The organism is Blastococcus capsensis (assembly GCF_030165005.1).
GTDB classification, from domain to species: domain Bacteria; phylum Actinomycetota; class Actinomycetes; order Mycobacteriales; family Geodermatophilaceae; genus Blastococcus; species Blastococcus capsensis.
This window is the reverse complement of sequence record NZ_JASNNW010000002.1, coordinates 112,959-133,831: the sequence shown is the minus strand read 5'-3', so window position 1 is coordinate 133,831 and position 20,873 is coordinate 112,959. Positions and strand designations below refer to the sequence as shown.

The window sequence follows — 20,873 nt, the reverse complement described above, 5'->3', positions numbered from 1 at the left end:
GCTCAGCAGGAATGATCACGCGCCACAAGCATCCTCGCGGCAGGGGCGCAACCGGGACCGCCCCGTCCGCCTCCCGGGACCCGCCCGCCCCACCTGCTACCCGGCCACCTCGTCGGCCAGCACCGCGTCGGCGGCCGTCCAGGGCGCGGTGCGCGCCGACCGGGGGCGGACCGCGGGCGACCGGCCACGGTTGGATGGGCCCATGTCTGAATCGATGCTGGCCGGCCGGCTCGACGTCCGCACCCGCGAGTTCACGGTGAAGGAGGTCCCGAAGCCGACCCCCGGCCCCGGTGAGGTGCTGATCAAGGTGGCCGCCGCCGGCATCTGCCTGTCCGACGTGCACCTCATCGAGGGCGAGCTGTCGCCGCTGTTCCTGCCCGGCGACGAGGTGACGCTCGGGCACGAGGTGGCGGGTACGGTCGCGGCCCTCGGCGCCGGTGTCGAGGAGTGGAGCGAGGGCCGGCGGGTGCTGCTGCAGGCCGGCGAGGAGAAGAACGGCTGGGTGCACACCCGCGGCGTCGACTACGACGGCGGCTGGGCGGAGTACGCGCTGGCGACCGCCGGCACCGTCGTCCCCATCCCCGACGAGCTGCCGTTCGAGCAGGCCTGCATCGTCCCCGACGCCGTCTCGACGCCCTGGGCCTCGATCGTGCGGACGGCACAGGTGCGGCCCGCGCAGCCCGTGGGCGTCTGGGGCATCGGCGGGCTCGGGGCGCACGCGGTGCAGCTGCTGCGGCTGGCCGGGGCTGGCCGGGGCTGCGCCGATCGTCGCCGTCGACCCCGTGCCGGCGGCCCGCCAGCGGGCGCTGGAGTTCGGCGCCGACCTGGCGCTGGACCCGGCCGACGACATCGCCGCGCGGGTCCGCGAGCTCACCGGTGGGGCCGGGCTGGCATTCGCCTTCGACTTCGCCGGGGTGGCCGCGGTGCGGGAGCAGGCGGTGCGCTGTCTGGAGCGCGACGGCGCCCTGGTGCTCGTCGGGCTGACCGACCAGCCGCTGAGCATCCGGAACGGTACGCAGTTCAGCTACTTCGGGCAGCGGATCCTCGGCCACTACGGCTCCGAGCCCGGCCACGTCGAGGAGCTCGTCGCCCTGGTGCGCCACCACCGGCTCGACCTGTCCCGGTCGATCTCCGGCACGCTGCCGCTCACCGAGGCGGCCGACGGGGTGCAGCGGCTGGCGAGCAAGGAGGGCAACCCCATCCGCCTGGTGATCACGCCGTAGGGGCGACACCGCGGGTGGCAGCCCGCCGTCCTCACCCTGCGGTCGCCGTCCTCGCGCTGCAGAGTGAGGACGGCGGCCGTACGGCGAGGCTCGCCGAGACGACCACGGCGCCGACGATCCCTGGCGCGGCGCTAGGCGGGGCGGTCGCCCGGTTCCACGATCGTGACGGCGACGGCCCGGAACTGCTCGGGGGTCTCCAGCAGGGTGGCCTTGGTCGGCTCCCCCACGCCCAGCGGCGGCTCGCGGCGCAGCGCGGCCAGACCGGCCAGCCGGCGGTCGGACAGCACCTCGTCGACCAGCGCGCGGTCACCGCCGGTGAACAGCGCCGCGAGCCCCTCGGCGTGCGGCAGCAGCACCCGGACGGCGGTCTCGACCGCGTGCCCGACCACGGCGTCGGTCTGGTTGGCGCGGCGGCGGGCGAACCGCTGCTGCGACCAGCCACCGGCCGCCGTCCGGCCCTGCACCTGCCTGGCGTCGACCTTCGACACCATCAGCCGGTCGCCGTCGAAGACGCCGACGGCCCAGCGGCCCCGGCGCACCAGGAGCACGGCGGCCCGGTGCGGCCGGGCCGCGGCGGCGGTGAATCCGGCGATCAGCGGCGGCGCGGGTACCCAGCCGAAGGGGGCGCGCAGGAGCACGGTGGTGGTGTCGGCGCAGACCAGGTGCAGCCGCTCGCCGTCGGGGACCACCTCGCTGAAGGAGCCGTGCCGGGTCGCGACGCCGTCCAGCCAGCGGCCGAGGCGCTCGGGGCTCACCCCCAGTTGGCGGCCACCTCCCGGCGCCGGCCGGGGGCGGCTCACCGGAGGCCGCTGACGGCTGCCACGAGTGGGGACACGAGCGCCGACCCTACGGCGAGGAGCACGGGCAGGAGGCTCCTGGGCTGAGGTCAGACCATTACGTGATCCACTGTTACCGTTCCGGGGACGGCGACCGGGCGCGGAGGTGGCAGGTGGGCGAGGGCGGACCCACACCCGCGCACCTCCCGGCCCGGAGCAGGAACCGGTGAGCAGCCGACGCGACGCGACGGCCTCGGCGACCGGCGCCGGCATCTACTCGCTCTCGCTGAGCACCGCGAGCGTCGCCCTGCCCCTACTGGCGATCGAGGCGGGCTACTCGGCCTTCGAGATCGGCGCCCTGACGGCGGCCTCGGCCCTGTCGCAGATGCTGGTCCGGCTCGGCCTCGGCTGGGCCATGCGCCGGTGGCCGGACTGGATGCTGATCGCCACCGCGGGAATCCTGCTCGCCGTCAGCAGCCTCGTCGTCGCCGTCTCCGCGGCCCTGGTCCCCTTCGTCGTCGCCCAGCTGCTGCAGGGGGCCTCCCGCGCGCTGTTCTGGACCGGCAGCCAGACCCACGTCGTCCGGGGCGCGGGGCGCGCCGCCGGCGCGCTCGCCCGGGTCAACCTCGCCGCCTCCATCGGCCTGCTGGTCGGGCCCCTGATCGCCGGCGTGCTCTCCGAGGGCAGCGCGGCGCTGGCGCTGCTCGTCGCCGCGGCGGTCGCCCTGCTCGGCCTGGTGCCCAACGCCCTGCTGGACCGGTTGCCGCCCTTCGTGCCCCCGGCCGACCGGCCGCCGGGCCGGCTCTGGCGACGGCCGGGGGTCGACGTCGCGTGCTGGGCCGGGATGACGGCCGGAGCGTGGCGGGCGCTGCTCACGTCCTACGTGCCCCTGGCCCTGGCCGAGGCGCGCCAGTCGGCGACCACCATCGGGGCCCTCGTGGCGGCGGCCAACGGCGCGTCCCTCGTGGGCACGGCCGTGGCCGGCCGCGTCCGCGGGCGGTGGACCACGCCGGTTCTCGGCACGGGCATCGCGCTGACCGGCGTGGCCACGGCGCTGACCGCGGCCGTGGCGCAGAGCGTCGCGCTCTCCGCCCTGGTGCTCGTGGTCAGCGGCGTCGCCGCCGGAGCGGTCCAGGTGCTCGGCCCGGCGATCGCCGCGGAAGCGGTGCACCCGGAAGAGCGCGGGGAGGCGATCGCGGTGAGCGGCACCTTCCGTGCCGCCGCCCTGTTCGCCGCGCCGCTCGCCGTCGCCGGCATGGTGGTGGTCGCGCCGCTGACGCCGGCCATGGCCGTGGTCGGCGCGGTGATGACCGTCCCGGCCCTGGCCCTGCGCCGGCGCGGCACCGCCGGATAGCCCCGGTCAGCCCCGGTCGAGCCGGCGAACCAGGTACTCCCACGCCCCCTGCAGCAGCGGGTCGGGGTAGCAGTGCTCGCGCTTGGCGAGGGACTCCTGCGGGGAGGACCAGGTCGCCCACCCGCCGGCGGCCATGGCGGTCAGCTGCATCCGGCAGGCGCGGTCGAGCAGGTAGGCGGTGACGGTCGCCGTCTGCACGTCCGGCGCCGCGACGACGATGCCGTGGTTGACCAGCAGGCACGCGTTGCGGTCGCCCAGCGCCGCGGCGACCTCCCGGCCGAGCTCGGCGGTCAGCACCAGGTCGCCGGTCCCGGTGAACCGGGCGACGTCGGGCGGGACGAACAGGTTCGCCTCGTGCGAGATCGGCCGCAGCGGAACGCCGAGCGCGCCCAGCGCGACCGCCGCCGGCGAGTGGGTGTGGATGACGCTGCCGACGTCGGGGCGCGCCCGCACGACCTCGGTGTGGATGGGGTACTCGGCGTGCCGGCGACCCGCCCCCTCGAGCACCTCGCCGTCCCAGGACACGAGGAGGACGTCGTGCGGACCCACCTCCTCGAACCCGAGGCCGGACGCCTTCATCCAGACGCCGCGGCCCTCCGGGTCCCGGGCGGAGACGTGGCCCCAGATGAGGTCTCCCTGGTCCGCGTCGCCGAGGACTCGGCATCCCAGGGAGACCAGGCGGCGCAGGTCCTCGGTCATCTCTCGCCCTCCTCGGTGTGCTATGGCAGAATGGTAATACCATTGCATGCCGATGATCGGAGATCCCATGCCGCCCGCGCTGGAAGAGGCCGGCACGCTCGTCGTCGGCGCGAGCCAGGCCGGCGTCCAGCTGGCCGCGTCGCTGCGCCAGCTCGGCGACACCGCCCCCATCACGCTGGTCGGTGCGGAGACCCACCCGCCCTACCAGCGGCCCCCGCTGTCGAAGGAGTTCCTGGCGGGGACGGCGACGCAGGACGGGCTGGCGTTCCGCAACACCTCGTACTACGCCGACCACGACATCGAGCTGGTGTGCGGTGAGCGGGTCGTGGACGTCGCCCTCCCCGCCGGGAACCGCCCCGGCCTCGCCCGGACGTCGAGCGGCCGGGAGCTGCCCTTCGCCCGGCTCGCGCTCACCGTCGGGGCCCGGCCCCGCCGGTTGGACGTCCCCGGCGCCGATCTCGACGGGATCCTCTACCTCCGCGACCTCGACGACGCCGTCGCGCTGCGCGACCGGCTCACCGACGCCTCGCGCGTCGTCGTCGTGGGCGGTGGGTTCATCGGCCTGGAGGCCGCGGCCGCCGCCCGGGCGCAGGGCAAGGATGTCGTCGTCGTGGAGGCGGCCGACCGGCTGGTCGGGCGTGCCGTGGCACCGGTCGTCTCCGACTTCCTCCGGCAGGCCCACGAGCGCCGTGGCAGCACCGTGCTGCTGTCGACCGGCGTGGTCGGTTTCCGCGGTACCGACGGCCGGGTCGACGGCGTCCTGCTGGCCGACGGCCGCGCCCTGCCCGCCGACCTGGTCATGGTCGGCATCGGCGTCGTTCCGCGCACGGAGCTGGCCGAGCAGCTCGGGCTCGAGTGCGACGGCGGGATCGTCGTGGATGCGCACGCACGCACCAGCGCGCCGTCGGTGGTCGCCGCCGGGGACTGCACCGTCCTTCCCCACCCGCTGACCGGAGAGGGGCGGGTGCGCCTGGAGTCGGTGCCGAGCGCCGTCGCGCAGGCCACCCTCGCCGCCGCGACGCTGGTCGGCAGGGAGGCCACCACCCGCAGCGTGCCGTGGTTCTGGTCGAACCAGGGCGACCTGAAGCTGCAGATCGCCGGGCTCTCGACCGGGTTCGACGAGCACGTCGTCCGGGGCGACCCGGACACGGAGAGCTTCTCGGTCCTCTACTACCGGAGCGGCGCCCTGCTGGCCGTCGACGCCGTCAACGCCCCCGCCGACTACCTCGCCGTGCGCAAGGCGCTGACCCAGGAGATCGCGCTGCCGGCCGAGGCGGTCGCCGACGCCGGCACGCCGCTGAAGACCCTGCTCACCGCGCCCACCGCCTGATCCGGCGCGCTCCGGTGGCGATCCGCAGGGATCGCCACCGGAGCGGATGGCGCGCTACCGCAGGTCGGTGAGGTCCTCGCGGGTCAGCTCGGTCACGAGCGGCTGCAGCGCCCGGACCAGCGGCACGTCCACCCCCGCCTCCTCGGCCAAGGCCAGCGCGACCTCCAGGTCCTTCGCCGGCCAGCGCAGCCGGTGCAGCCCCCAGTCGGCGAGCACCTGGTTGGCCCCCGTACCGGCGCCCAGCACGCTGCGCAGCCGGCCGGGCGGCACTCCGAGGGAGCGGGCCAGCCGCAGCACCTCCACGTCGGCTCGCAGAGCCGTCCACATGAGCACGTTGTTGGCGCTCTTGGCCACCTGACCGGTCCCCGGGCCGCCGATCTGGCACACGTCGGTCGCGAACGCGGCGAAGGCCTGCGCGCACCGGTCCAGCACCGCGGCGTCCCCACCGCACATGAGGGTCAGGCTGCCCTGCTCGGCCGCCCGTTCGCCGCCGACCAGGGCGACGTCGACGACCGCCACGTCCCGCTCGGCGGCCGCCGCGGCCATCCGGACGCAGGTGTCGGGCCGCACCGACGAGCAGATCGCGACGACGGTCCCCGGGCGGGCCACGTCGCGGATGCCGCCCGGCCCGGCGATCGCCTCCTCGACCTGCGCGTCGTCCACGACGACCAGCAGGAGCAGGTCGGCCTCCCGCGCCACGTCGGCGGCGGAGCCGCGGAACTGCGCGCCGGCCGCCCGGATCCGCTCGTCGGCCCCCGGCGCCGGATCGGTCGCGAGCACCGGCCAGCCGCGTTCGACGAGCCAGCGGCCCATCTCCGCGCCCATCCGGCCCCAGCCCACGACCCCGACCGTGCGGATGTCCTCCACGGTGCCCATCAGATGACGAACGTCTCGGTGGACTCGGGGGCGAACAGCTCCGCCGGCTCGTACTGCCGACGGGACAGCCCCTGCTCGTGGTGGTAGCGGAGGAAGGTGGTCAGCACGTGCTCGTTGCCCTGCAGCCCGTAGGACCAGTAGTCCTCCCCCATGAGCGCCCGCGCCTCCTCCAGCCCCGGGATGAGCCAGGGCAGCATGAAGCGCAGCGCAGAGGCGTCGTACAGCTCGGCCGCCGCCTTCCGCTTGGCCAGGTGCAGCGCCTTGGTGAGGGTCTGCGCCACCCACGGGTGCCGTTCGTAGACGTCCCGGCGGAGGACGACGACGTGCATGATCGGGAAGATCCCGGTCTCTTCGAAGTACTGCTTCTCCGCGGCCACCGGGTCGGCGAACAGGCGGCGCACGTGCCCACCCGGGACGAAGGACGACGGGACCCGCGGGCCCTGGAAGGCGTCGATCTCGCCGTCGGCGAGCATCCGCGCCAGCGTCTGGGTGGGTCCGATCGGCGAGACGCGGATGCGGTTCCCCAGATCGACCGCGGCCTTCTCGATGCGGCCCGGCGCCTCCTGCCCGCCGGTGCGGTACTCGACCGAGTCGACCGGCACGCCGTGGTGGTCGGCGAGGAAGCCGCGGATCCAGACGTTCGCGGTCAGCTGCCACTCGGGCGTGCCCACGACCTTGCCGCGCAGGTCCGCAGGAGCCTCGATGCCCGACTCCGCGTTGACGAAGATGCCGGTGTGCCGGAACTGCCGGGAGGTGTAGACCGGCAGCGCCACGAACGGCGGGTCGTCGAGGTCGAGGGACTTCACGTAGGACGACATCGACATCTCGGCGACGTCGAACTCCCGGTGCCGCAGCATGCGGAAGAAGGTTTCCTCGACCGGCAGCCGCAGGTAGGTCAGGTCGATGCCGTCGGGGCGGACCGTGCCCTCCTCCAGTGCCCGGGTGCGGTCGTAGTCCCCGCAGGCGAAGGTCAGGTGCAGTCGGGACACGGAGGTCACCGCCCTCTCAGGCGGGCGTCGAGCCTGGGGTAGACCCGGCGGGCGTTGTCCTCGAAGACCGCCTTCTGCTGGGCCTCGCCCAGCCCCGCGGCGTCCAGGTAGCGCTTCGTGTCGTCCCAGGCGATGCCGGTCTCCGGGTCCCCACCGCGCACCGCGCCGAGCATCTCGGAGGCGAAGAGGATGTTCTCGGCCGGGATGACACGGGTGAGCAGGTCGATACCGGGCTGGTGGTAGACGCAGGTGTCGAAGAAGACGTTGCGCAGCAGCTCCGACGGGTCCTGCCACCCGTTCCGCATCGACAGCCCCCGGTACCGACCCCAGTGGTAGGGCACCGCGCCACCGCCGTGCGGGATGACCAGCCGCAGCGTCGGGAAGCGCTCGAAGAGGTCGCCCTCGAGCAGCTGCATGAACACCGAGGTGTCGGCGTTGAGGTAATGCGCGCCGAGCGCGTGGAAGTTCGGGTTGCAGGAGCTCGACACGTGCACCATCGCCGGCACGTCGAGCTCGACCAGGGCCTCGTAGACCGGGAACCAGTACGGGTCGGTCATCGGCCGCGACGTCCAGAAGCCACCGGAGGGGTCCGGGTTGAGGTTCGCCCCGACGAAGCCGAGTTCCTCGACGCAGCGGCGCAGCTCGGCGACGACGTCGTCCAGGGCGCCGCCGGGGGTCTGCGGCAGCTGGCCGACGCCGGCGAAGGTGTCCGGGTAGAGATCGGCCACGCGGGCGACCAGGTCGTTGCTGGCCCGCGCCCACGCGACCGCGGTGGCCGGGTCGGGCACGTGGTGTTCCATGCCCGACGCCTTGGGACTGAAGACCATGACGTCGCCGCCACGCTCGCGCAGGATGCGCAGCTGGTTGTCCTCGACGCTCTCGCGCAGTTCCTCGTCGCTGATGGTGTCCAGCCGGGGAGCGGCACCGCCGCTCTCCCGGGCCGCCAACTGCGCGTCCCGGAAACGCTGCAGCTGCTTCGGCGCGGTCGTGTAGTGGCCGTGGATGTCGATGATCAACGCGGGGGCTCCTGCTCGACGTAGGTGAGCCCCTTGGCGGCCAGCGGCTCGCGCATGCTGTTCATGTCCAGGCCCAACTGGCCGTCGCGGTAGCGCTCGCGGATACCCGCCTCGCGCTCCTCCCGCGCCCGGGCCGCCTCCAGCACGTCTGCGGCGCGGTCGCGCGGGACGACGACGACACCGTCGTCGTCGGCCACCACCACGTCGCCCGGCTCGATCCACTGGCCGGCGCAGACCACGCCGACGTTGACGCTGCCGAGGGTCTCCTTGATGCACCCGAAGGCGGAGATGTGCCGGGACCACGCCGGGAAGCGCATGGCCGTCAGGTCGGCGACGTCACGGACGCCCCCGTCCACGACGACCCCGCGCACGCCCCGGGTGGCCAGGGTCGTGGCCAGCAGGTCGCCGATGTAGGCGGCCTGGGAGGGCGTCGTGGGGGCGATGACGAGGACGTCCCCCTCGGTGCACTGCTCCACGGCCACGTGCACCATCCAGTTGTCGCCCGGGGGCAGGCTGACCGTGACCGCGGTGCCCGCGACCCGCGCCCCGGCGTAGACCGGGCGCAGGGCGGGATCGAGCAGGTGCGTACGGCCCTGTGCCTCGTGGACCGTCGCCACGCCGCACTCGGCCAGCCCGTCGACGACCGCACGGTCCGCCCGGGCGATGCCCGTGACGACGACGTGGCCGCGCGCGGCGGTCACTCGTGGCCCCACGGCTTGAGCGAGATGTGCAGCGCGTCCTCGCCGGTCTCGCCGGCCAGCGCGCGGATGGCGTGGTCGACGTCCTCGAGGCCGAAGCTGTGCGTGGCCAGCCGCTCCAGCGGGAAGCGGTGCGACGCCAGCTGCGCGAGCGCCAGCTCGACCGACCGGTAGCTGTGCCCGCGGGCGCTGGCCAGCGTGATGCACTTCTCGGTCATCTTCTTCAGCGGGAAGTCGGGGAACGCCGCCTCCTCGCCCTGGGTGACCATGACGCCCTCGCGGCGCTTGAGCGCGTCGATGCCGAGCAGCACCGGGGCGGTGCCGGCGCCGGAGGTGCAGTCGAGGACGACGTCCACCCCCTTTCCGCCGGTGAGCTCCAGAACGGTCGCCAGCGCGTCCTCCTGGAGGACGTCGACGACCGCGTCCGCGCCGAGGTCCTTCGCCAACTGGAGGCGGGTGGCGTCGCGGGTGGTGCCGGTGACGACGATCAGCGAGGCGCCGGCCTGCCTGGAGGCCACCACCTGCGACAGACCCTGCTGGCCGGGGCCCTGGATCAGGACGGTCTTCGCGTAGCCGACCCCGCCGGCGTTGAGCGCCCACTCGATGCCGTTGGACAACGGGGTGACCAGCCCGGCCAGCTCGGCGGTGACGCCGTCGGGGACCTTGTGGGTCACGGCGTTCCACGGCAGGTACATGTACTGCGAGAACCCGCCCCAGAGCCGGCCCGGGTTGTCCGAGGACGTGTAGCCGTAGCGGCGGGCGTCGGGGTTGGTGCGCCAGTCGGTGAGCTCGCAGTGCCGGTACTCGCCGAGGCGGCACCACTCGCAGTGCATGCAGCCGACGTAGTGCTCGACGAAGATCCGGTCCCCCTCCCGGAGGCCGTGGATCTCCTGCCACTTCGCGCCGGCCTTCGCCACGATGCCGACGTTCTCGTGCCCCATGATCACCGGCGCGTCGATCGTCGGCTTCCGGTACAGCTTGACGTCGGTGCCGCAGATGCCCGCGACCTCGATCTTGAGCAGCGCCGCGTCGTCCGCGATCTCGGGCATCGGGAACTCCCGGAGTTCCGTCGTCCCGGGCCCTGTCCGGACCGCTGCCAGCACCTGCTCCGCCATGCCTGCTCCTCGCCTCGGTGTGTCCTGCAGCACCCTAGCGGACGGTCTATTGGTCTGACCTTAGTCGGGCTCGCGTCCGCCGCCATGGCAGATCTGCACCTGGCACTGTCACGCGTCCAGGGCAACAACCGCGCCCGATCGACGGCACCGTCACCCCGGAGGGCGCGACCTTCGACTTCGAGGAGCTCCCGGTCCTGGTGCAGGGCTTCCGCCGGATGGTGCGGACCCTGGAATTCGACGTCTGCGAGATGGCGCAAGGCACAACGACCTAGCTGGTCACTACAACCAGACCACGGCAGGGGCGGCCCTCAGCTGAGGACGAGACCTGCCACGCCACCGAGGATGAAGAGGGCTCCAATACCGGTGGACAGGCCGACGGCCTCAGTTCGGCGGAGAAACACGACGCTGACGGGGAGGACTACGAGCGGCACCGCCGCGGAGATCACCACAGCGATCGCGACCGGGATGAACAGGCTGGCGGCGATGAGACAGGTCTGAGCACTGATGGTCAGGACCCCGGAGAGCAGCCACAGACGACGGCCGACCGGGTCGGCACCGCGCACGGCGGCGCCCAGCTTGCGCAGGTCTGTGTTGACTAGGCCGTAGAGCAGTAGGCCGGCGGCCGCACCAACGAGGCTCCCCACCACGGGCACTTCCCAGTCCCGGACCCCGGCGCCTCGGGCGACGTTCCCCAGCCCGTAGGCGAGGGCACCCAGGAGACTCAGCCCGATCTCGGTGACCGGGATCGACTGGTTCCCGGGCCGTGGCGACACCCGGCTCAACCGGTCGGTCTTCCGCGAGGTCAGGTACAGGCCGGCCAGGACGGCGAGCCCGCACAGGATGGCCACCGGTGACAGTGCCTCGCCGAGCAACGCCCAGGCGGCCAGCGCAGCAAAAACCGGGTTGGTGATCTGCAGCGCGGTGGCCCGAGTGGGACCGATGGTCATCACCGCCCGCAGGAAGAACCAACGGCCGAGGTAGGAGGTAAGCAGCCCGCCGACCACAAAGAGGCCGACTGCGTCCCACTCCGGGGACAGCTCCTCGCCGCTGAGCATGTACTGGCCGAGGACGATCAACGCGGCGAAGACGACGTTGCCGACGAGGGCGATGAGGAACCCGAGGTCCTGGGGCACTCGCCGGGTCATCGTGCCCACCATCAGCACGTTAGCGCTGAACAGGAGCAGCGCGGCGACGGCCAGCAGCTCGCCGAGCATCAGGACCGCTCGGTCCGGCACCGCGACCGAGCAGAGGTCAGAGCAGCAGGTGGTCGAGTTCCTCGGCGGCCTCCATCAGCCGCCCCAGGACGGCCTTCTCGACCTCCTCGCCCATCCGATTCACCGGTACCGACACGTTGACCGCCAGCCGCGGGGAACGCGTGGAATGCAGCGCGACGGCCAGTGACGCGACCCCTTCCTCGCTCTCCTCCCGGCTGCGCGCGAAGCCACGCGCACGCACCTCGGCCAGCGCCTTGGTCAGTGCGGTGCGGGTGCCGATCGAGTTCCGCGTGAGCGGCACCAGCTTCTCCTCGGGGTAGAGCCGGTACAGCTCTTCGGTGGACAACTCGGACAGCAGCGCCTTCCCCGTCGACGTGCAGTGGGCGGGCATCGACAGGCCGAGGCGGCCGCCGACCCGCAGTGCGCGCGAGCTCTCGACGGAATCTATGAAGTGGACGTCGCTGCCCTCGAGCCGACCCAGGTGGATCGTCTCCTGCAGGTCGGCATTCAGACGCTCGAGAACCGGCCGCGCCCGGGTACGCACGTCCAATCGGCGGAGCACACCGAAGGCCAGGCCGTCCAGTGTCGGGCCGGGGACGTAGCTGCGGGTCGCGGCGTCCTGCCGGACGAAACCGCGGTACTGCAGCATCGCCAGCAGCCGGTGCGCGGTGGAGGAGGCGACCCCCAGGTAACGGCTGACGTCCGTGAGTCGCAGCTTCGGTTCCTCGCCGAGCAGCAGGAGGACCCGCAGGGCGTTGTCGACCGACTCGATCGGGTACTGGGGAACGGTGCCGTAGGTGGGCGCCAGCGGCAACGCTTCGGTCGAAGTCACGTCCGGACGGTATCGGATGTCTGCAATGCAGAAAGCCTCTGACCATCTTTGCCGTAGCCGCCGGCATCCCGGTCACGGGAGCCGAGCGAGTTCATGCCGCCACGCCGTCCCGAGGTTGAAGCCGCCACCCAGGTCGGGCAGCTCGGCCATGTCTTCCGCCGGTAGGTCGCGCAGCTGACCCCCGGCCGAGGTGACCGTCAGCGAGAGGCGGGCCAGCTGGTCCACCGAGATGGCCCGGAGCACCGACTCGGCGACGCTGCTCCCCGAGCTGGTGAGCCCGTGCCCGCGCAGCAGCACCACCGGCCGGTCGCCCATGGCCTCGACCATCTCCGCGGCCAGCCGCCGGTCCCGGACCAGGACGCCCCGCGGGTACACCGGGACGCCACCCGCAGCGAGCTTGGTGCCGGGCATGTCGTAGGCCCCCACGATCGGCCGGATGGCCAGGCCGGCGAGGTCGGCCGCCACGACGGCGGGCGGATGGGCGTGCACGACCGCGGCGACGTCGGGCCGGCGGCGCAGCACCTCGGTGTGCAGCGGCAGCTCGTTGGGGGCGGCCCACCCGTCCAGCTCGCCGTCGGCGCCGGGTCCGCCGTCCAGGGTGACCAGCCGGACGTCCTCGGCCGTTGTCCAAGCCAGGCCGCGCTCCTGCGGCCCGCGGCAGCGGACCAGCAGCCGGTCCTCGTCGATTCGCAGGCTGATGTGCCCGAGGTAACCCTCGGCCAGTCCGCGGACGGCGAGCACCCGGCAGGCCTGGGCGATTTCGGCGCGGAGGTCGGCGAGGTCGGTCCCAGCGGGGTTCACCCGTGGTCACCTCCCGCCGCAGGCGCGGCGGGGAGTGCCTCGGGGGCCGCCGGCACGGCCGGCCGAGGTGGACGGGGCGGCGACGAGGCGTCCAGCGTGGTGACCCGTTCCAGCGCCTCGTCGAAGGAGGCGTGGTCGGTGACCAGCCGCCGGCACTGCACCAGCGCCTTGGGCCAGTTCACCGTGACCACGCCGAGCAGGTGCCCGTCCTCGTCGGTGTAGAGGACGGCGGCGCGCGGCTTCACGCCGGTCAGCCCGCCGACCACCTCATGCCGGGTGCCCCGGGTGGGCCGGCCGACGATCTGCACCTTCCAGTCGTACTGGTCGCTCCAGACGTACTCCACCGGCCGGTAGGACCGCAGGTCGTCGGGGCGGGCGATGTTGTGCGCGGCGCACACTCCCTGCTCCACCGCGTTCGTCCAGTGCTCGACGCGGACGTACTCGCGGTGGCCGGGGTGGTACCAGCGGGCGACGTCGCCGATGGCGAAGACGTCGTGCGCGTCAAGCGCACGGCAGAACTCGTCGCACATGACGCCGTTCTCGATGGGAAGTCCCGAGTCGGCCAGCCATTCGTCGTTGGGCACCGCGCCGATACCGACGACGACGGTCGCTGCGGCAAGCTCGGTGCCGTCGGTGAGCCGGACCCGAAGGTCCCCGGCGGTCCCCTCGATCCCCTCGACGCCCGTACCGAACCGGGTGGTCACGCCGTGCCGGTGGTGCAGCTCGGTGAAGTACTGCCCGATCTCCGGGCCGACGACCCGGCCGATCGGCGTCGGCATCGGGTCGACGACGGTCACCTCGTGGCCTAGCCCCCGGGCGGTGGCGGCCGCCTCCGCGCCGATGAACCCGCCGCCCACGACGACCACCGGCCCGTCGCGCAGCAGGTCGGCACGCAGTGCCAGGCTGTCGTCGAGGCTGCGGACGACGTGCACGCCGGACCCTGGCCGCCACGGCGAGGGCCGGGCCGACGCCCCGGTCGCGATGACCGCGTTGTCGTAGTCGATTCGGGTGCCGTCGGCCAGGTGGACCTGCTTGGCTGCGATGTCCAGCCGGGTCGCCGCCACGCCCAGCCGAAGCTCGATGCGTTCTCGCTGCGCCGCCTCGGCGCTGAGCAGCTCCGTCCGGTCGGGTGTCCACTGGCCGGCGAGTACCTGCTTAGACAACGGCGGCTTGTCGTACGGCATGGCCGACTCCTCCCCGACCAGCACGACCCGCCCGTCGAAGCCCTCGCTGCGCAGGGCCTGGGCGGTGCGGACCCCGCCGATGGAGGAGCCGATGACGACGACCGTGCGGCTCATTCGTCCTCGATGGTGAGGGCGCTGACCGGGCAGCTGCGGGCGGCCTCCTCGATGCGGGGTCGCTCCTCGTCGGTGATCGTCTCCCTGAGCAGGACCACGATGCCGTCGTCGTCGATGTCGTAGACGGTCGGTGCGGCGTCCACGCAGTTGGCGTAGCCCTGGCACGCGGCGAAGTCGGCCTTCAGGACGGGCATGGTGGCATTCCTCTCGGTCAGGATCGTTTCTTGGCGGCGGAGATCCCGACCCCGCCGTCGGGGTGCACGGTGGTCCCGGTGATGCCGCGGGCCCGGTCGGAGGCGAGGAACACGAAGCTCCAGGCCATGTCCTCGGCGGACAGCGCCACCCGCAGCGGTACGCGGGCGGCCATTTCCTCGGCCCGGTTCGGCGTGTTGCCCAGGCTGCGTTCGGCCAGCCCAAGGCTGGGCAGCCCGCGCAGGTCGGTGTTCAGCGTGCCGCCGGGCGCAACGCCGTTGACCCGCACGTCAGGGGCCAGGTCGTGGGCGAGTGCGGTGACCAGCCCGCGGACGGCGAACTTCGACGCCAGGTACAGCACGCCGCCCCGGCCCGGGTAGTAGGCCGAGGTGGACTCGGTGAGCACGATCGACGCCTGCCCGGACTCCTGCAGAGCGGGGATCGCGGCCTTCACCGAGTGCAACATCGACTTCACGTTCGGGTGGAAGATCTCGTCGAACGCGGTGTCCAGCACGTCGGGGTCCAAGTCGGTGATGCTACGGTAGTAGTCGAAGATCCCGACGCAGCTGACCAGCACGTCCAGGCCGCCGAACGCATCGACGGCAGCGGTCACCGCCGCCTCGTTGGCCCCGCGGGTGGTCGCGTCCCCGACGGTCACCGGAACCTCCGGCACCGCCTGCGCCAGCGCCGCGCACTTGTCCGGGTCACGCTCCAGCGCGGCGACCCGGGCCCCCTCGGCGAGGAAGGCGTCGACGACCGCCCGGCCGATGCCGGATCCGGCGCCGACGACCAGTGCCCGTCGGCCGCCGAGCCAGCCGCCCGAGCGGACGCTCATCGGTTGCCGCCCTCTGGCACTCCTCGGGCCTCGTCGTCGCCGTCGGCCGTGCGGGCGACCACGATCCCCCCCGTCCCCTCGGGGATCAGCGGACCGAAGGGGTTGCCGATCATCGCGGAGAACGTGGCGGTGTTCTGCCAGGTGAGCGCTTCCATCTCGATCGGATCCAGGGCCACCCACTGCCCGGACTTGGGTGACTCGATCAGCAGCCGTGAGCCGTTGCGGGTGTCGACCCGCACCACCCGGACCTCGGCGAACTCGTTGGCGATGGTGATCGCCTCACCGCGGGCACCGTCGAGCAAGGACGCGCGCTGGGCCGCGGCCCGGCGGGCGGCCTGCGCGTCCTCCTGTTCCCCTTCCCAGTGCAGCCCGACCTCCTGCTCGCTCACAGGAAGATCGCCAGGTTCTGCATCCGCATCACCGAGTCGTCAACCATGATCGTCCGGCGGGCGAGCTTCCAGCCCTCCGGCGTGCGGCGCAGCAGGTCCTCCCGGCCGGCCGACACCAGCGACCCCTCGTGCACGTCACCCCGGTTGCGGAACAGCAGGGTGGCGGAGTCCACGATCAGGTGGTCGGGGTCCTCGGTGGCGAAGGTCCGCACGTTGGACAGGTGGTGCCGCAGCCGGGACGGCGGGTCCTCGGTCCAGGCGTGCTCGGTGAGGAAACGGGCCACCCGCCGGGACAGCGAGTACCAGTCCTCGTCGAAGTGGGCCATCCCCGGCGAGGTGTCGAAACCGGCACCCAGCGCCGTGGTGACCCGCACCGGCATCACATAGTGGATGTCCTCGGTGAGCAGCGCCAGCCAGTCGGAGTAGGCCTGGGCATCCAGCAGCCAGGCCTCGTCGACCAGCCATCGGTGCGCGGCTAGGTGCCGCTCGTCGTCGAAGGGCAGCGTCGCGCCGACCCGCTGCAGCCGCGAGGCGTGCGCGCCCAGCACCGACCGGGTCGAATGCGTCTCCACCGGCGCTGCCTCCGGCGCCGCCGCAGTCGTCCCGGGCGTCGTCGAGGTCGTGGTAGCCGGGGTGCTCATGCCTGCGCCCGGACCTGGTCGGCGGCGGTCGGGGCGACCGCGTTCGGCGGAGCACCGGCCGGCGCCGCACCGGCCGCGGTGCCCGCCGCCGCGGGGCCGGCGGCGGGGCCGCCGACCTCTACGGTCGACACCGTCGACACCGGCCGCTCCAGGTGGTCGGCCCACCGGTTGAGCAGCTCGCGCTGGTTGTACTCCCCGTACCCGGTGTGCGCGACACCCGGGCCGTGGAACTGCTCAGGGGTCAGCGCCGGAACCACTTCCGTGCCATCCTCCAGGATTCCCATCCGGCTGTTGAGCAGCAGGCGGCGGGCCATCGACCCAGCCGCGGTGTTGGTCAGCGACACCCAGTTCTCCACGTCGTCCTGCTCGAACATGCCCGTCGACCCGAAGCACATCAGGTAGGCCTTGTAGGAGAGCGCCTTGAATTCCTCAGGCGCCTCGGCGTCCACGGCGAACCAGGACAACACCTCGGTCTCGTTCTCGCTGACCGGCTGCCACTGCCGGATGGATATGAATGGCAGCACGTCATCGGACTCCGCCACCCGCGGCCAGTTGTGCACGAAGGACAGGTTGGGGAACGCCGACGCCGCGGAGATCATGAACCCGTCGTCGCCGACCACCTTGAGCTGGTCTTCCGACAGAGAATGCTTCATCCGGTCGACCATCTCCTGGGGGTATCCGACGTAGCGCAGTCGCTCGTCCAGGTCCCCTTCCGGGAGCTTGTACGTCGTTCCGCCGCCGGCGCCGGCCCAGTAGGTGCAGCCGTCCTTGCGCTTCTCCGCCTTCGGCTCCCGGAACAGCCCGATCTCGACCACGGACGTGTGCGTCTGCGGCGTGTGGTACATGTCGCCGGCGAAGTTCTCGGCGCCGATCTTCCAATTTGCCTTGACCCGCCACCGCTGGGGGCCGCGCAGCTCGATGCCGCTGGGGCTCTGCTTGGTGTAGTAGTCGAGGTAGAACCGGAAGTCGCCGAGGAAGTCCTCCAGCGGCTCGGCGTCGGGGTCCATCGAGATGAAGATCAGGCCGTTGTAGGTCGCCAGATTGGGAGCCGGCAGGAGCCGCTGCCCCTTGCGCTTGAACCCGGCTTCGCCGCCGTAGGCGTCCTGGTGAAACGGCAGCCCCACGATGCGGCCGTCGTTGCGGTACGACCAGCCGTGATAGGGGCATCGGAAGTGCGAGGCGTTGCCGATCTCGGCCCGGCACACCTGCATGCCGCGGTGCAGGCACATGTTGAAGTGTGCCCGGATCTCACCCTTTTCGTCGCGGGCGACGATGAAGGAATCCTCCAGCACGCGGCGGACGACGTAGTCGCCGGGCTTGGCGATCTCCGACTCGTGGGCGACGAAGATCCAGGCCCGACCGAAGATCCGTTCCCGCTCGAGTTCGAAAAGCTCGCGGTCGTTGTAGATGTGCGCCGGGATCATGCCCCGCCGCACGTCCGCCAGGACGCCGGTTTGATCGGTCATCGTTGTCGCCCCCTTCGGACGTCCCCGACAGGGACGCCATGGTCGGTTCTGATGCGCAGACAGCTTCTCTGTACAGTAGAGCGGATAGGACTCATAACGTCAACGGGGCCAGGCTAGCGATCCGGTCCCGCCCGACGTCCCGTCCGGCCATGGAGCTGGGCGGCTGACCCGCATGTGGACGGCCGGCGTGCTCGATGCCTCCCGCCGGGCTCCGCCTCGCACCCGGTGGCTGGCCGGGACGTCCGATAGCTCGGCCACGTTCGAACTCTCGGAACCGCGACATGCGGTCGAAGGCCTCCTCTATCCGCACCGGCAGGAAGTCAAGGGCCGGGCCCCGCAGCGGGACCGCTCCGTCCCGCAGGGCCTGCATCCGGTCATACCACTCGATGGGCAAGGCCAGGGTGCCCGCTCATCGCCGCTCCCCGCCCGGCAGCTCGTCGCCGTCGCCCGGCGACACGTCCGTCTGGGCGCGGTGCAGAGCGTGGACCAGGACCTCGCGTCCGTGGAAGATGTCCGCGCGCAGCACCGACATGCCGAGTCGCGCCGCGACGGAACGGGACGCCATGTTGTCCGGTGCGATGCATGCGGTCAGATAGGGAACGTCCAGGTTCGTCAGGCCCCATTCCAGCCACGCCCGCGCGGCCTCGGTGGCGAAACCGCGTCCCCAAGCCTCCGTGCGCAGCGCCCAGCCGACCTCCACCTCGTCGAACTGCGCCCAGTAGTGCAGCCCGCCGCGGCCGAGAAAGCGGCCGCCGTCCCGCGCGTGGATCGCGACCCGCCCGAACCCCCTCGACGCCCACATCTGCTCGGCCTCGGCGAGCCGCCGCAGATGACCGGCCTCGTCCAGCGGCACGAGGAACTCGGTCACCCGCGGGTCTTCGTACAACGCGAGCATGTGCGGGAGATACGCCCGGCTGAGCGGGCGCATCTCCAGCCGCTCGGTCCGCAGCACGACCCGCCCGTGCGCCTCCAGGGGGTTGCCGCCCGCGCCGGTCACTGGAACAACCCCGGCGGCGTGGGAAGCCCGAGGAAGACCACGAAGCTGGCGTACAGGGCCAGGCCGATGACGACGGCATAGACCACGCTCAGCAGCCAGGAGGCCTTTGCCGAGAGCCGCAGGTAGGCGATGGTGAAGACCGGCGCGGCGATGAAGATGCCGGCGACGTAGAGCAGGAGGAAGAAGCTGAACACCCATGCCAGGGTGCGGGCCCACATGGCGCGGCCGGCGTGCTCGAAGGCGTACTCGACGTCCATCGCCTCGACCTCCTCATCCTCGCCATGCGGGTGCAGGTCCGGAACAGGCCGGCGGACCAGCAGGACGACGAGGTGAAGCACGGCGAGGGCGATTCCCAGCCCGGTAATCAGCAGCGGGAAGACCCCGGTGTTGAACGACCAGTCCAGCGCGGTGAGGAACGCGATGACGAAGATCGCGAGCATGCCCACGGTGAGGAGTAGATCGGCCAGTGCGACTCGCCGGGTCGGCGAAGAGTTCGGCGGAGTGCTGCTGGACGTGCTCACGGCACGGTCACCTCATCGCGGGAGCGGTCGCGGCGTCTGTCGCGGATTTGGCGGATCAGCGGGGCGAACAGCACCAGGGCCATGACGACCAGCAGGCCGATCACCACCGGCCGGCTGAGCCAGGACCAGCCGAACAGGCCGTAGGAGACGAAGAGGTACCGCTCGGCCAGGCCGCCGAGGACGACGGCGAGCAGGAACGGGATCCGCGGCCAGTTCCACCGGATGCACGCCACGCCGATGGCGGCGGCGGCCAGCATGGTCAGGATGTCGCCGTAGGAATTGGTCGCACTGTAGGCGCCCAGCGCCATCAGCAGGACCAGGAACGGCACCAGCAGCGGACCGGAGATGAAGGTGAGCCGGGTCAGTGGCTTGAGCACCAGGAAAGCGGCGGCCACGGCGATGGCGTTGGCGATGACCGTGATCCAGACCATCGAGAACGTGACGTCGACGTTCGTGGTGAGCATCTCCGGGCCGGGGTTCAACCCGACGATGAGGAAGGCGCTGAGCAGAACGGCGGTATTCGCCCCGCCGGGGATGCCGAAGGCGATGGTCGGGATCAGGCTCCCGCTGTCGCGGGCGTTATTGTTCGCACCACTGGCGATGACCCCGTCAATGGCGCCCTTGCCGAACAGCTCGGGGTTCTTCGACGACTGCTTGGCCGAGCCGTAGGCGATGAACTGGGCGACCGAGCCGCCCAGCCCGGGGATCATGCCGACTGTCACGCCGATGGCGCTGGACCGGACCACCACCGACCAGTTCCTCAGGGTGTCGCGGATCCCCTGGCCGACCCCGGTCACCTTGCTCGGAGCCTCCGCACCGCCGGCGATGCTCTGCCGGCTGAGCATCAGCTGGAGGACCTCTGCGCCGCCGAACAGGCCGATCACCAGCGGGACCAGCCCGATACCGTCGAACAGGTAGAGCTGGTCGAAGGTGTAGCGGGGGACACCGTCCTGGGAGTCGACGCCGACGACCGCGACCAGCAGGCCGGCGGCGGCCATCAAGAAACCCTTGATCACCTGGTGGCCGGACAGCGCCACCACGAACGTCAGCCCGAGGAGGGTCAAGACGAAGAACTCTGGGGCGCCTAAGGCGAGGACCACCGGCCGGATGATCGGCACGGCCGCGGCAAGCACCGCCGCTCCGATCAGCGACCCGAGCAGGGAGCTGAACAGCACGGCACCCAACGCGCGGCCACCTTCACCGCGCCGGGTCAGTGGATAGCCGTCCAGCGCCGCGGCGGCTGCGGTTGCCTCACCGGGGATGCCGAAGAGCACCGAGGTGATGTCCCCAGTCGTCGATGTCACCACCAGCATGCCGAGCAGGAAGGCGAACGCCTGGATCGGCTCCATGCTGAACGTGAAGGGCAGCATCAGGGCCAACGTGACCGGCCCGCCCAGGCCCGGCAGGATGCCCACCAGGAAGCCGACCGCCACACCGGTCACCAGCAGGGCCATGGTCTGCGGTTGCAGGACCTCGACCAGACTTCCGAAGAACGCGTCGAACATGCTCACCTCTAACGGGCGCCGCACCGGGTGGTGCGACTGAGGGGCGCAGCGTCCGGCTGCGGCCGTGGGAATGCGACTTCGGCCGGGCGGCCCCGGCCATACGCCC

General features: G+C 72.2%; 23 protein-coding genes and 1 pseudogene. 4 read left to right on the top strand and 20 right to left on the bottom strand.

What is annotated here, in order from left to right:
- Positions 1-202: 202 nt before the first annotated feature.
- A pseudogene (locus QOZ86_RS21120) lies at positions 203-526 on the top strand (alcohol dehydrogenase catalytic domain-containing protein); the annotation flags it as partial.
- On the opposite strand, the gene QOZ86_RS02995 reads toward QOZ86_RS21120, so the two are convergent.
- The gene (locus tag QOZ86_RS02995; protein ID WP_284490467.1) at positions 523-699 is read right to left on the bottom strand and encodes a hypothetical protein; all 177 of its coding nucleotides are present in this window, start codon (positions 697-699) and stop codon (positions 523-525) included. The pseudogene QOZ86_RS21120 and the gene QOZ86_RS02995 sit on opposite strands and share 4 nt — an antisense overlap.
- A gap of 83 nt (positions 700-782) precedes the next feature.
- Between QOZ86_RS02995 and QOZ86_RS02990 the strand changes: the two genes are divergently transcribed.
- Positions 783-1,223: a zinc-binding dehydrogenase gene (locus QOZ86_RS02990; protein WP_284490466.1), complete on the top strand. Its 441-nt coding sequence runs from the start codon at positions 783-785 to the stop codon at positions 1,221-1,223.
- Positions 1,224-1,354: 131 nt separating this feature from the next.
- Here QOZ86_RS02990 and QOZ86_RS02985 read toward each other — a convergent pair whose 3' ends face one another.
- Positions 1,355-1,978 carry an acVLRF1 family peptidyl-tRNA hydrolase gene (locus tag QOZ86_RS02985; protein ID WP_284490465.1) on the bottom strand — a complete coding sequence of 208 codons (624 nt, stop codon included), beginning with the start codon at positions 1,976-1,978 and terminating at the stop codon, positions 1,355-1,357.
- Between the two features lie 247 nt (positions 1,979-2,225).
- Between QOZ86_RS02985 and QOZ86_RS02980 the strand changes: the two genes are divergently transcribed.
- Positions 2,226-3,353 carry an MFS transporter gene (locus QOZ86_RS02980; protein ID WP_284490464.1) on the top strand — a complete coding sequence of 376 codons (1,128 nt, stop codon included), beginning with the start codon at positions 2,226-2,228 and terminating at the stop codon, positions 3,351-3,353.
- A 6-nt stretch (positions 3,354-3,359) separates the two neighbouring features.
- Here the strand turns inward: QOZ86_RS02980 and QOZ86_RS02975 are convergent, their stop codons facing one another.
- Positions 3,360-4,052 carry a class II aldolase/adducin family protein gene (locus tag QOZ86_RS02975; protein ID WP_284490463.1) on the bottom strand — a complete coding sequence of 231 codons (693 nt, stop codon included), beginning with the start codon at positions 4,050-4,052 and terminating at the stop codon, positions 3,360-3,362.
- 52 nt (positions 4,053-4,104) lie between these two features.
- Here QOZ86_RS02975 and QOZ86_RS02970 point away from each other — a divergent pair, with 52 nt between their 5' ends.
- Complete coding sequence (locus tag QOZ86_RS02970; protein ID WP_284490462.1) at positions 4,105-5,382, top strand: NAD(P)/FAD-dependent oxidoreductase; 1,278 nt, start codon at positions 4,105-4,107, stop codon at positions 5,380-5,382.
- A gap of 54 nt (positions 5,383-5,436) precedes the next feature.
- Here the strand turns inward: QOZ86_RS02970 and QOZ86_RS02965 are convergent, their stop codons facing one another.
- The 17 genes from QOZ86_RS02965 to QOZ86_RS02885 form a co-directional block, all read right to left on the bottom strand.
- On the bottom strand, positions 5,437-6,258 hold the full coding sequence (locus tag QOZ86_RS02965; RefSeq protein ID WP_284490461.1) for an NAD(P)-dependent oxidoreductase: 822 nt from the start codon (positions 6,256-6,258) through the stop codon (positions 5,437-5,439).
- Positions 6,258-7,247 carry a substrate-binding domain-containing protein gene (locus QOZ86_RS02960; protein WP_284490460.1) on the bottom strand — a complete coding sequence of 330 codons (990 nt, stop codon included), beginning with the start codon at positions 7,245-7,247 and terminating at the stop codon, positions 6,258-6,260. Before QOZ86_RS02960 ends, QOZ86_RS02965 begins: the two co-directional genes overlap by 1 nt.
- A gap of 5 nt (positions 7,248-7,252) precedes the next feature.
- Positions 7,253-8,263: an amidohydrolase family protein gene (locus tag QOZ86_RS02955; RefSeq protein WP_284490459.1), complete on the bottom strand. Its 1,011-nt coding sequence runs from the start codon at positions 8,261-8,263 to the stop codon at positions 7,253-7,255.
- Positions 8,260-8,964 carry a 4-carboxy-4-hydroxy-2-oxoadipate aldolase/oxaloacetate decarboxylase gene (locus tag QOZ86_RS02950; protein WP_284490458.1) on the bottom strand — a complete coding sequence of 235 codons (705 nt, stop codon included), beginning with the start codon at positions 8,962-8,964 and terminating at the stop codon, positions 8,260-8,262. Before QOZ86_RS02950 ends, QOZ86_RS02955 begins: the two co-directional genes overlap by 4 nt.
- Positions 8,961-10,076, bottom strand: coding sequence for a zinc-dependent alcohol dehydrogenase (locus QOZ86_RS02945; protein WP_284490457.1), 1,116 nt, complete (start codon positions 10,074-10,076; stop codon positions 8,961-8,963). Before QOZ86_RS02945 ends, QOZ86_RS02950 begins: the two co-directional genes overlap by 4 nt.
- A 308-nt stretch (positions 10,077-10,384) precedes the next feature.
- Positions 10,385-11,311, bottom strand: a complete 927-nt coding sequence (locus tag QOZ86_RS02940) for an EamA family transporter (protein ID WP_284490456.1) — start codon at positions 11,309-11,311, stop codon at positions 10,385-10,387.
- A gap of 16 nt (positions 11,312-11,327) precedes the next feature.
- The gene (locus QOZ86_RS02935) at positions 11,328-12,122 is read right to left on the bottom strand and encodes an IclR family transcriptional regulator (protein ID WP_284490455.1); all 795 of its coding nucleotides are present in this window, start codon (positions 12,120-12,122) and stop codon (positions 11,328-11,330) included.
- 72 nt (positions 12,123-12,194) lie between these two features.
- Entirely contained in the window at positions 12,195-12,923 is a 729-nt protein-coding gene (gene phtC / locus QOZ86_RS02930) for a 3,4-dihydroxyphthalate decarboxylase (protein ID WP_284490454.1), read from the bottom strand.
- Complete coding sequence (locus QOZ86_RS02925) at positions 12,920-14,221, bottom strand: NAD(P)/FAD-dependent oxidoreductase (protein ID WP_284490453.1); 1,302 nt, start codon at positions 14,219-14,221, stop codon at positions 12,920-12,922. Before QOZ86_RS02925 ends, phtC begins: the two co-directional genes overlap by 4 nt.
- Positions 14,218-14,415, bottom strand: coding sequence for a ferredoxin (locus QOZ86_RS02920; protein WP_284490452.1), 198 nt, complete (start codon positions 14,413-14,415; stop codon positions 14,218-14,220). Before QOZ86_RS02920 ends, QOZ86_RS02925 begins: the two co-directional genes overlap by 4 nt.
- Before the next feature lie 17 nt (positions 14,416-14,432).
- Complete coding sequence (gene hcaB / locus QOZ86_RS02915; RefSeq protein WP_284490451.1) at positions 14,433-15,248, bottom strand: 3-(cis-5,6-dihydroxycyclohexa-1,3-dien-1-yl)propanoate dehydrogenase; 816 nt, start codon at positions 15,246-15,248, stop codon at positions 14,433-14,435.
- Positions 15,245-15,637 carry a hypothetical protein gene (locus QOZ86_RS02910; RefSeq protein WP_284490450.1) on the bottom strand — a complete coding sequence of 131 codons (393 nt, stop codon included), beginning with the start codon at positions 15,635-15,637 and terminating at the stop codon, positions 15,245-15,247. The genes hcaB and QOZ86_RS02910 overlap by 4 nt, the downstream gene beginning before the upstream one ends.
- On the bottom strand, positions 15,634-16,278 hold the full coding sequence (locus QOZ86_RS02905; protein ID WP_284490449.1) for a 3-phenylpropionate/cinnamic acid dioxygenase subunit beta: 645 nt from the start codon (positions 16,276-16,278) through the stop codon (positions 15,634-15,636). Before QOZ86_RS02905 ends, QOZ86_RS02910 begins: the two co-directional genes overlap by 4 nt.
- Complete coding sequence (locus tag QOZ86_RS02900) at positions 16,275-17,744, bottom strand: aromatic ring-hydroxylating dioxygenase subunit alpha (protein WP_284490448.1); 1,470 nt, start codon at positions 17,742-17,744, stop codon at positions 16,275-16,277. Before QOZ86_RS02900 ends, QOZ86_RS02905 begins: the two co-directional genes overlap by 4 nt.
- Positions 17,745-18,153: 409 nt before the next feature.
- The gene (locus QOZ86_RS02895) at positions 18,154-18,741 is read right to left on the bottom strand and encodes a GNAT family N-acetyltransferase (RefSeq protein ID WP_284490447.1); all 588 of its coding nucleotides are present in this window, start codon (positions 18,739-18,741) and stop codon (positions 18,154-18,156) included.
- Complete coding sequence (locus QOZ86_RS02890; protein WP_284490446.1) at positions 18,738-19,262, bottom strand: tripartite tricarboxylate transporter TctB family protein; 525 nt, start codon at positions 19,260-19,262, stop codon at positions 18,738-18,740. The genes QOZ86_RS02895 and QOZ86_RS02890 overlap by 4 nt, the downstream gene beginning before the upstream one ends.
- Positions 19,259-20,767 carry a tripartite tricarboxylate transporter permease gene (locus QOZ86_RS02885; RefSeq protein ID WP_284490445.1) on the bottom strand — a complete coding sequence of 503 codons (1,509 nt, stop codon included), beginning with the start codon at positions 20,765-20,767 and terminating at the stop codon, positions 19,259-19,261. The genes QOZ86_RS02890 and QOZ86_RS02885 overlap by 4 nt, the downstream gene beginning before the upstream one ends.
- Positions 20,768-20,873: the final 106 nt, after the last annotated feature.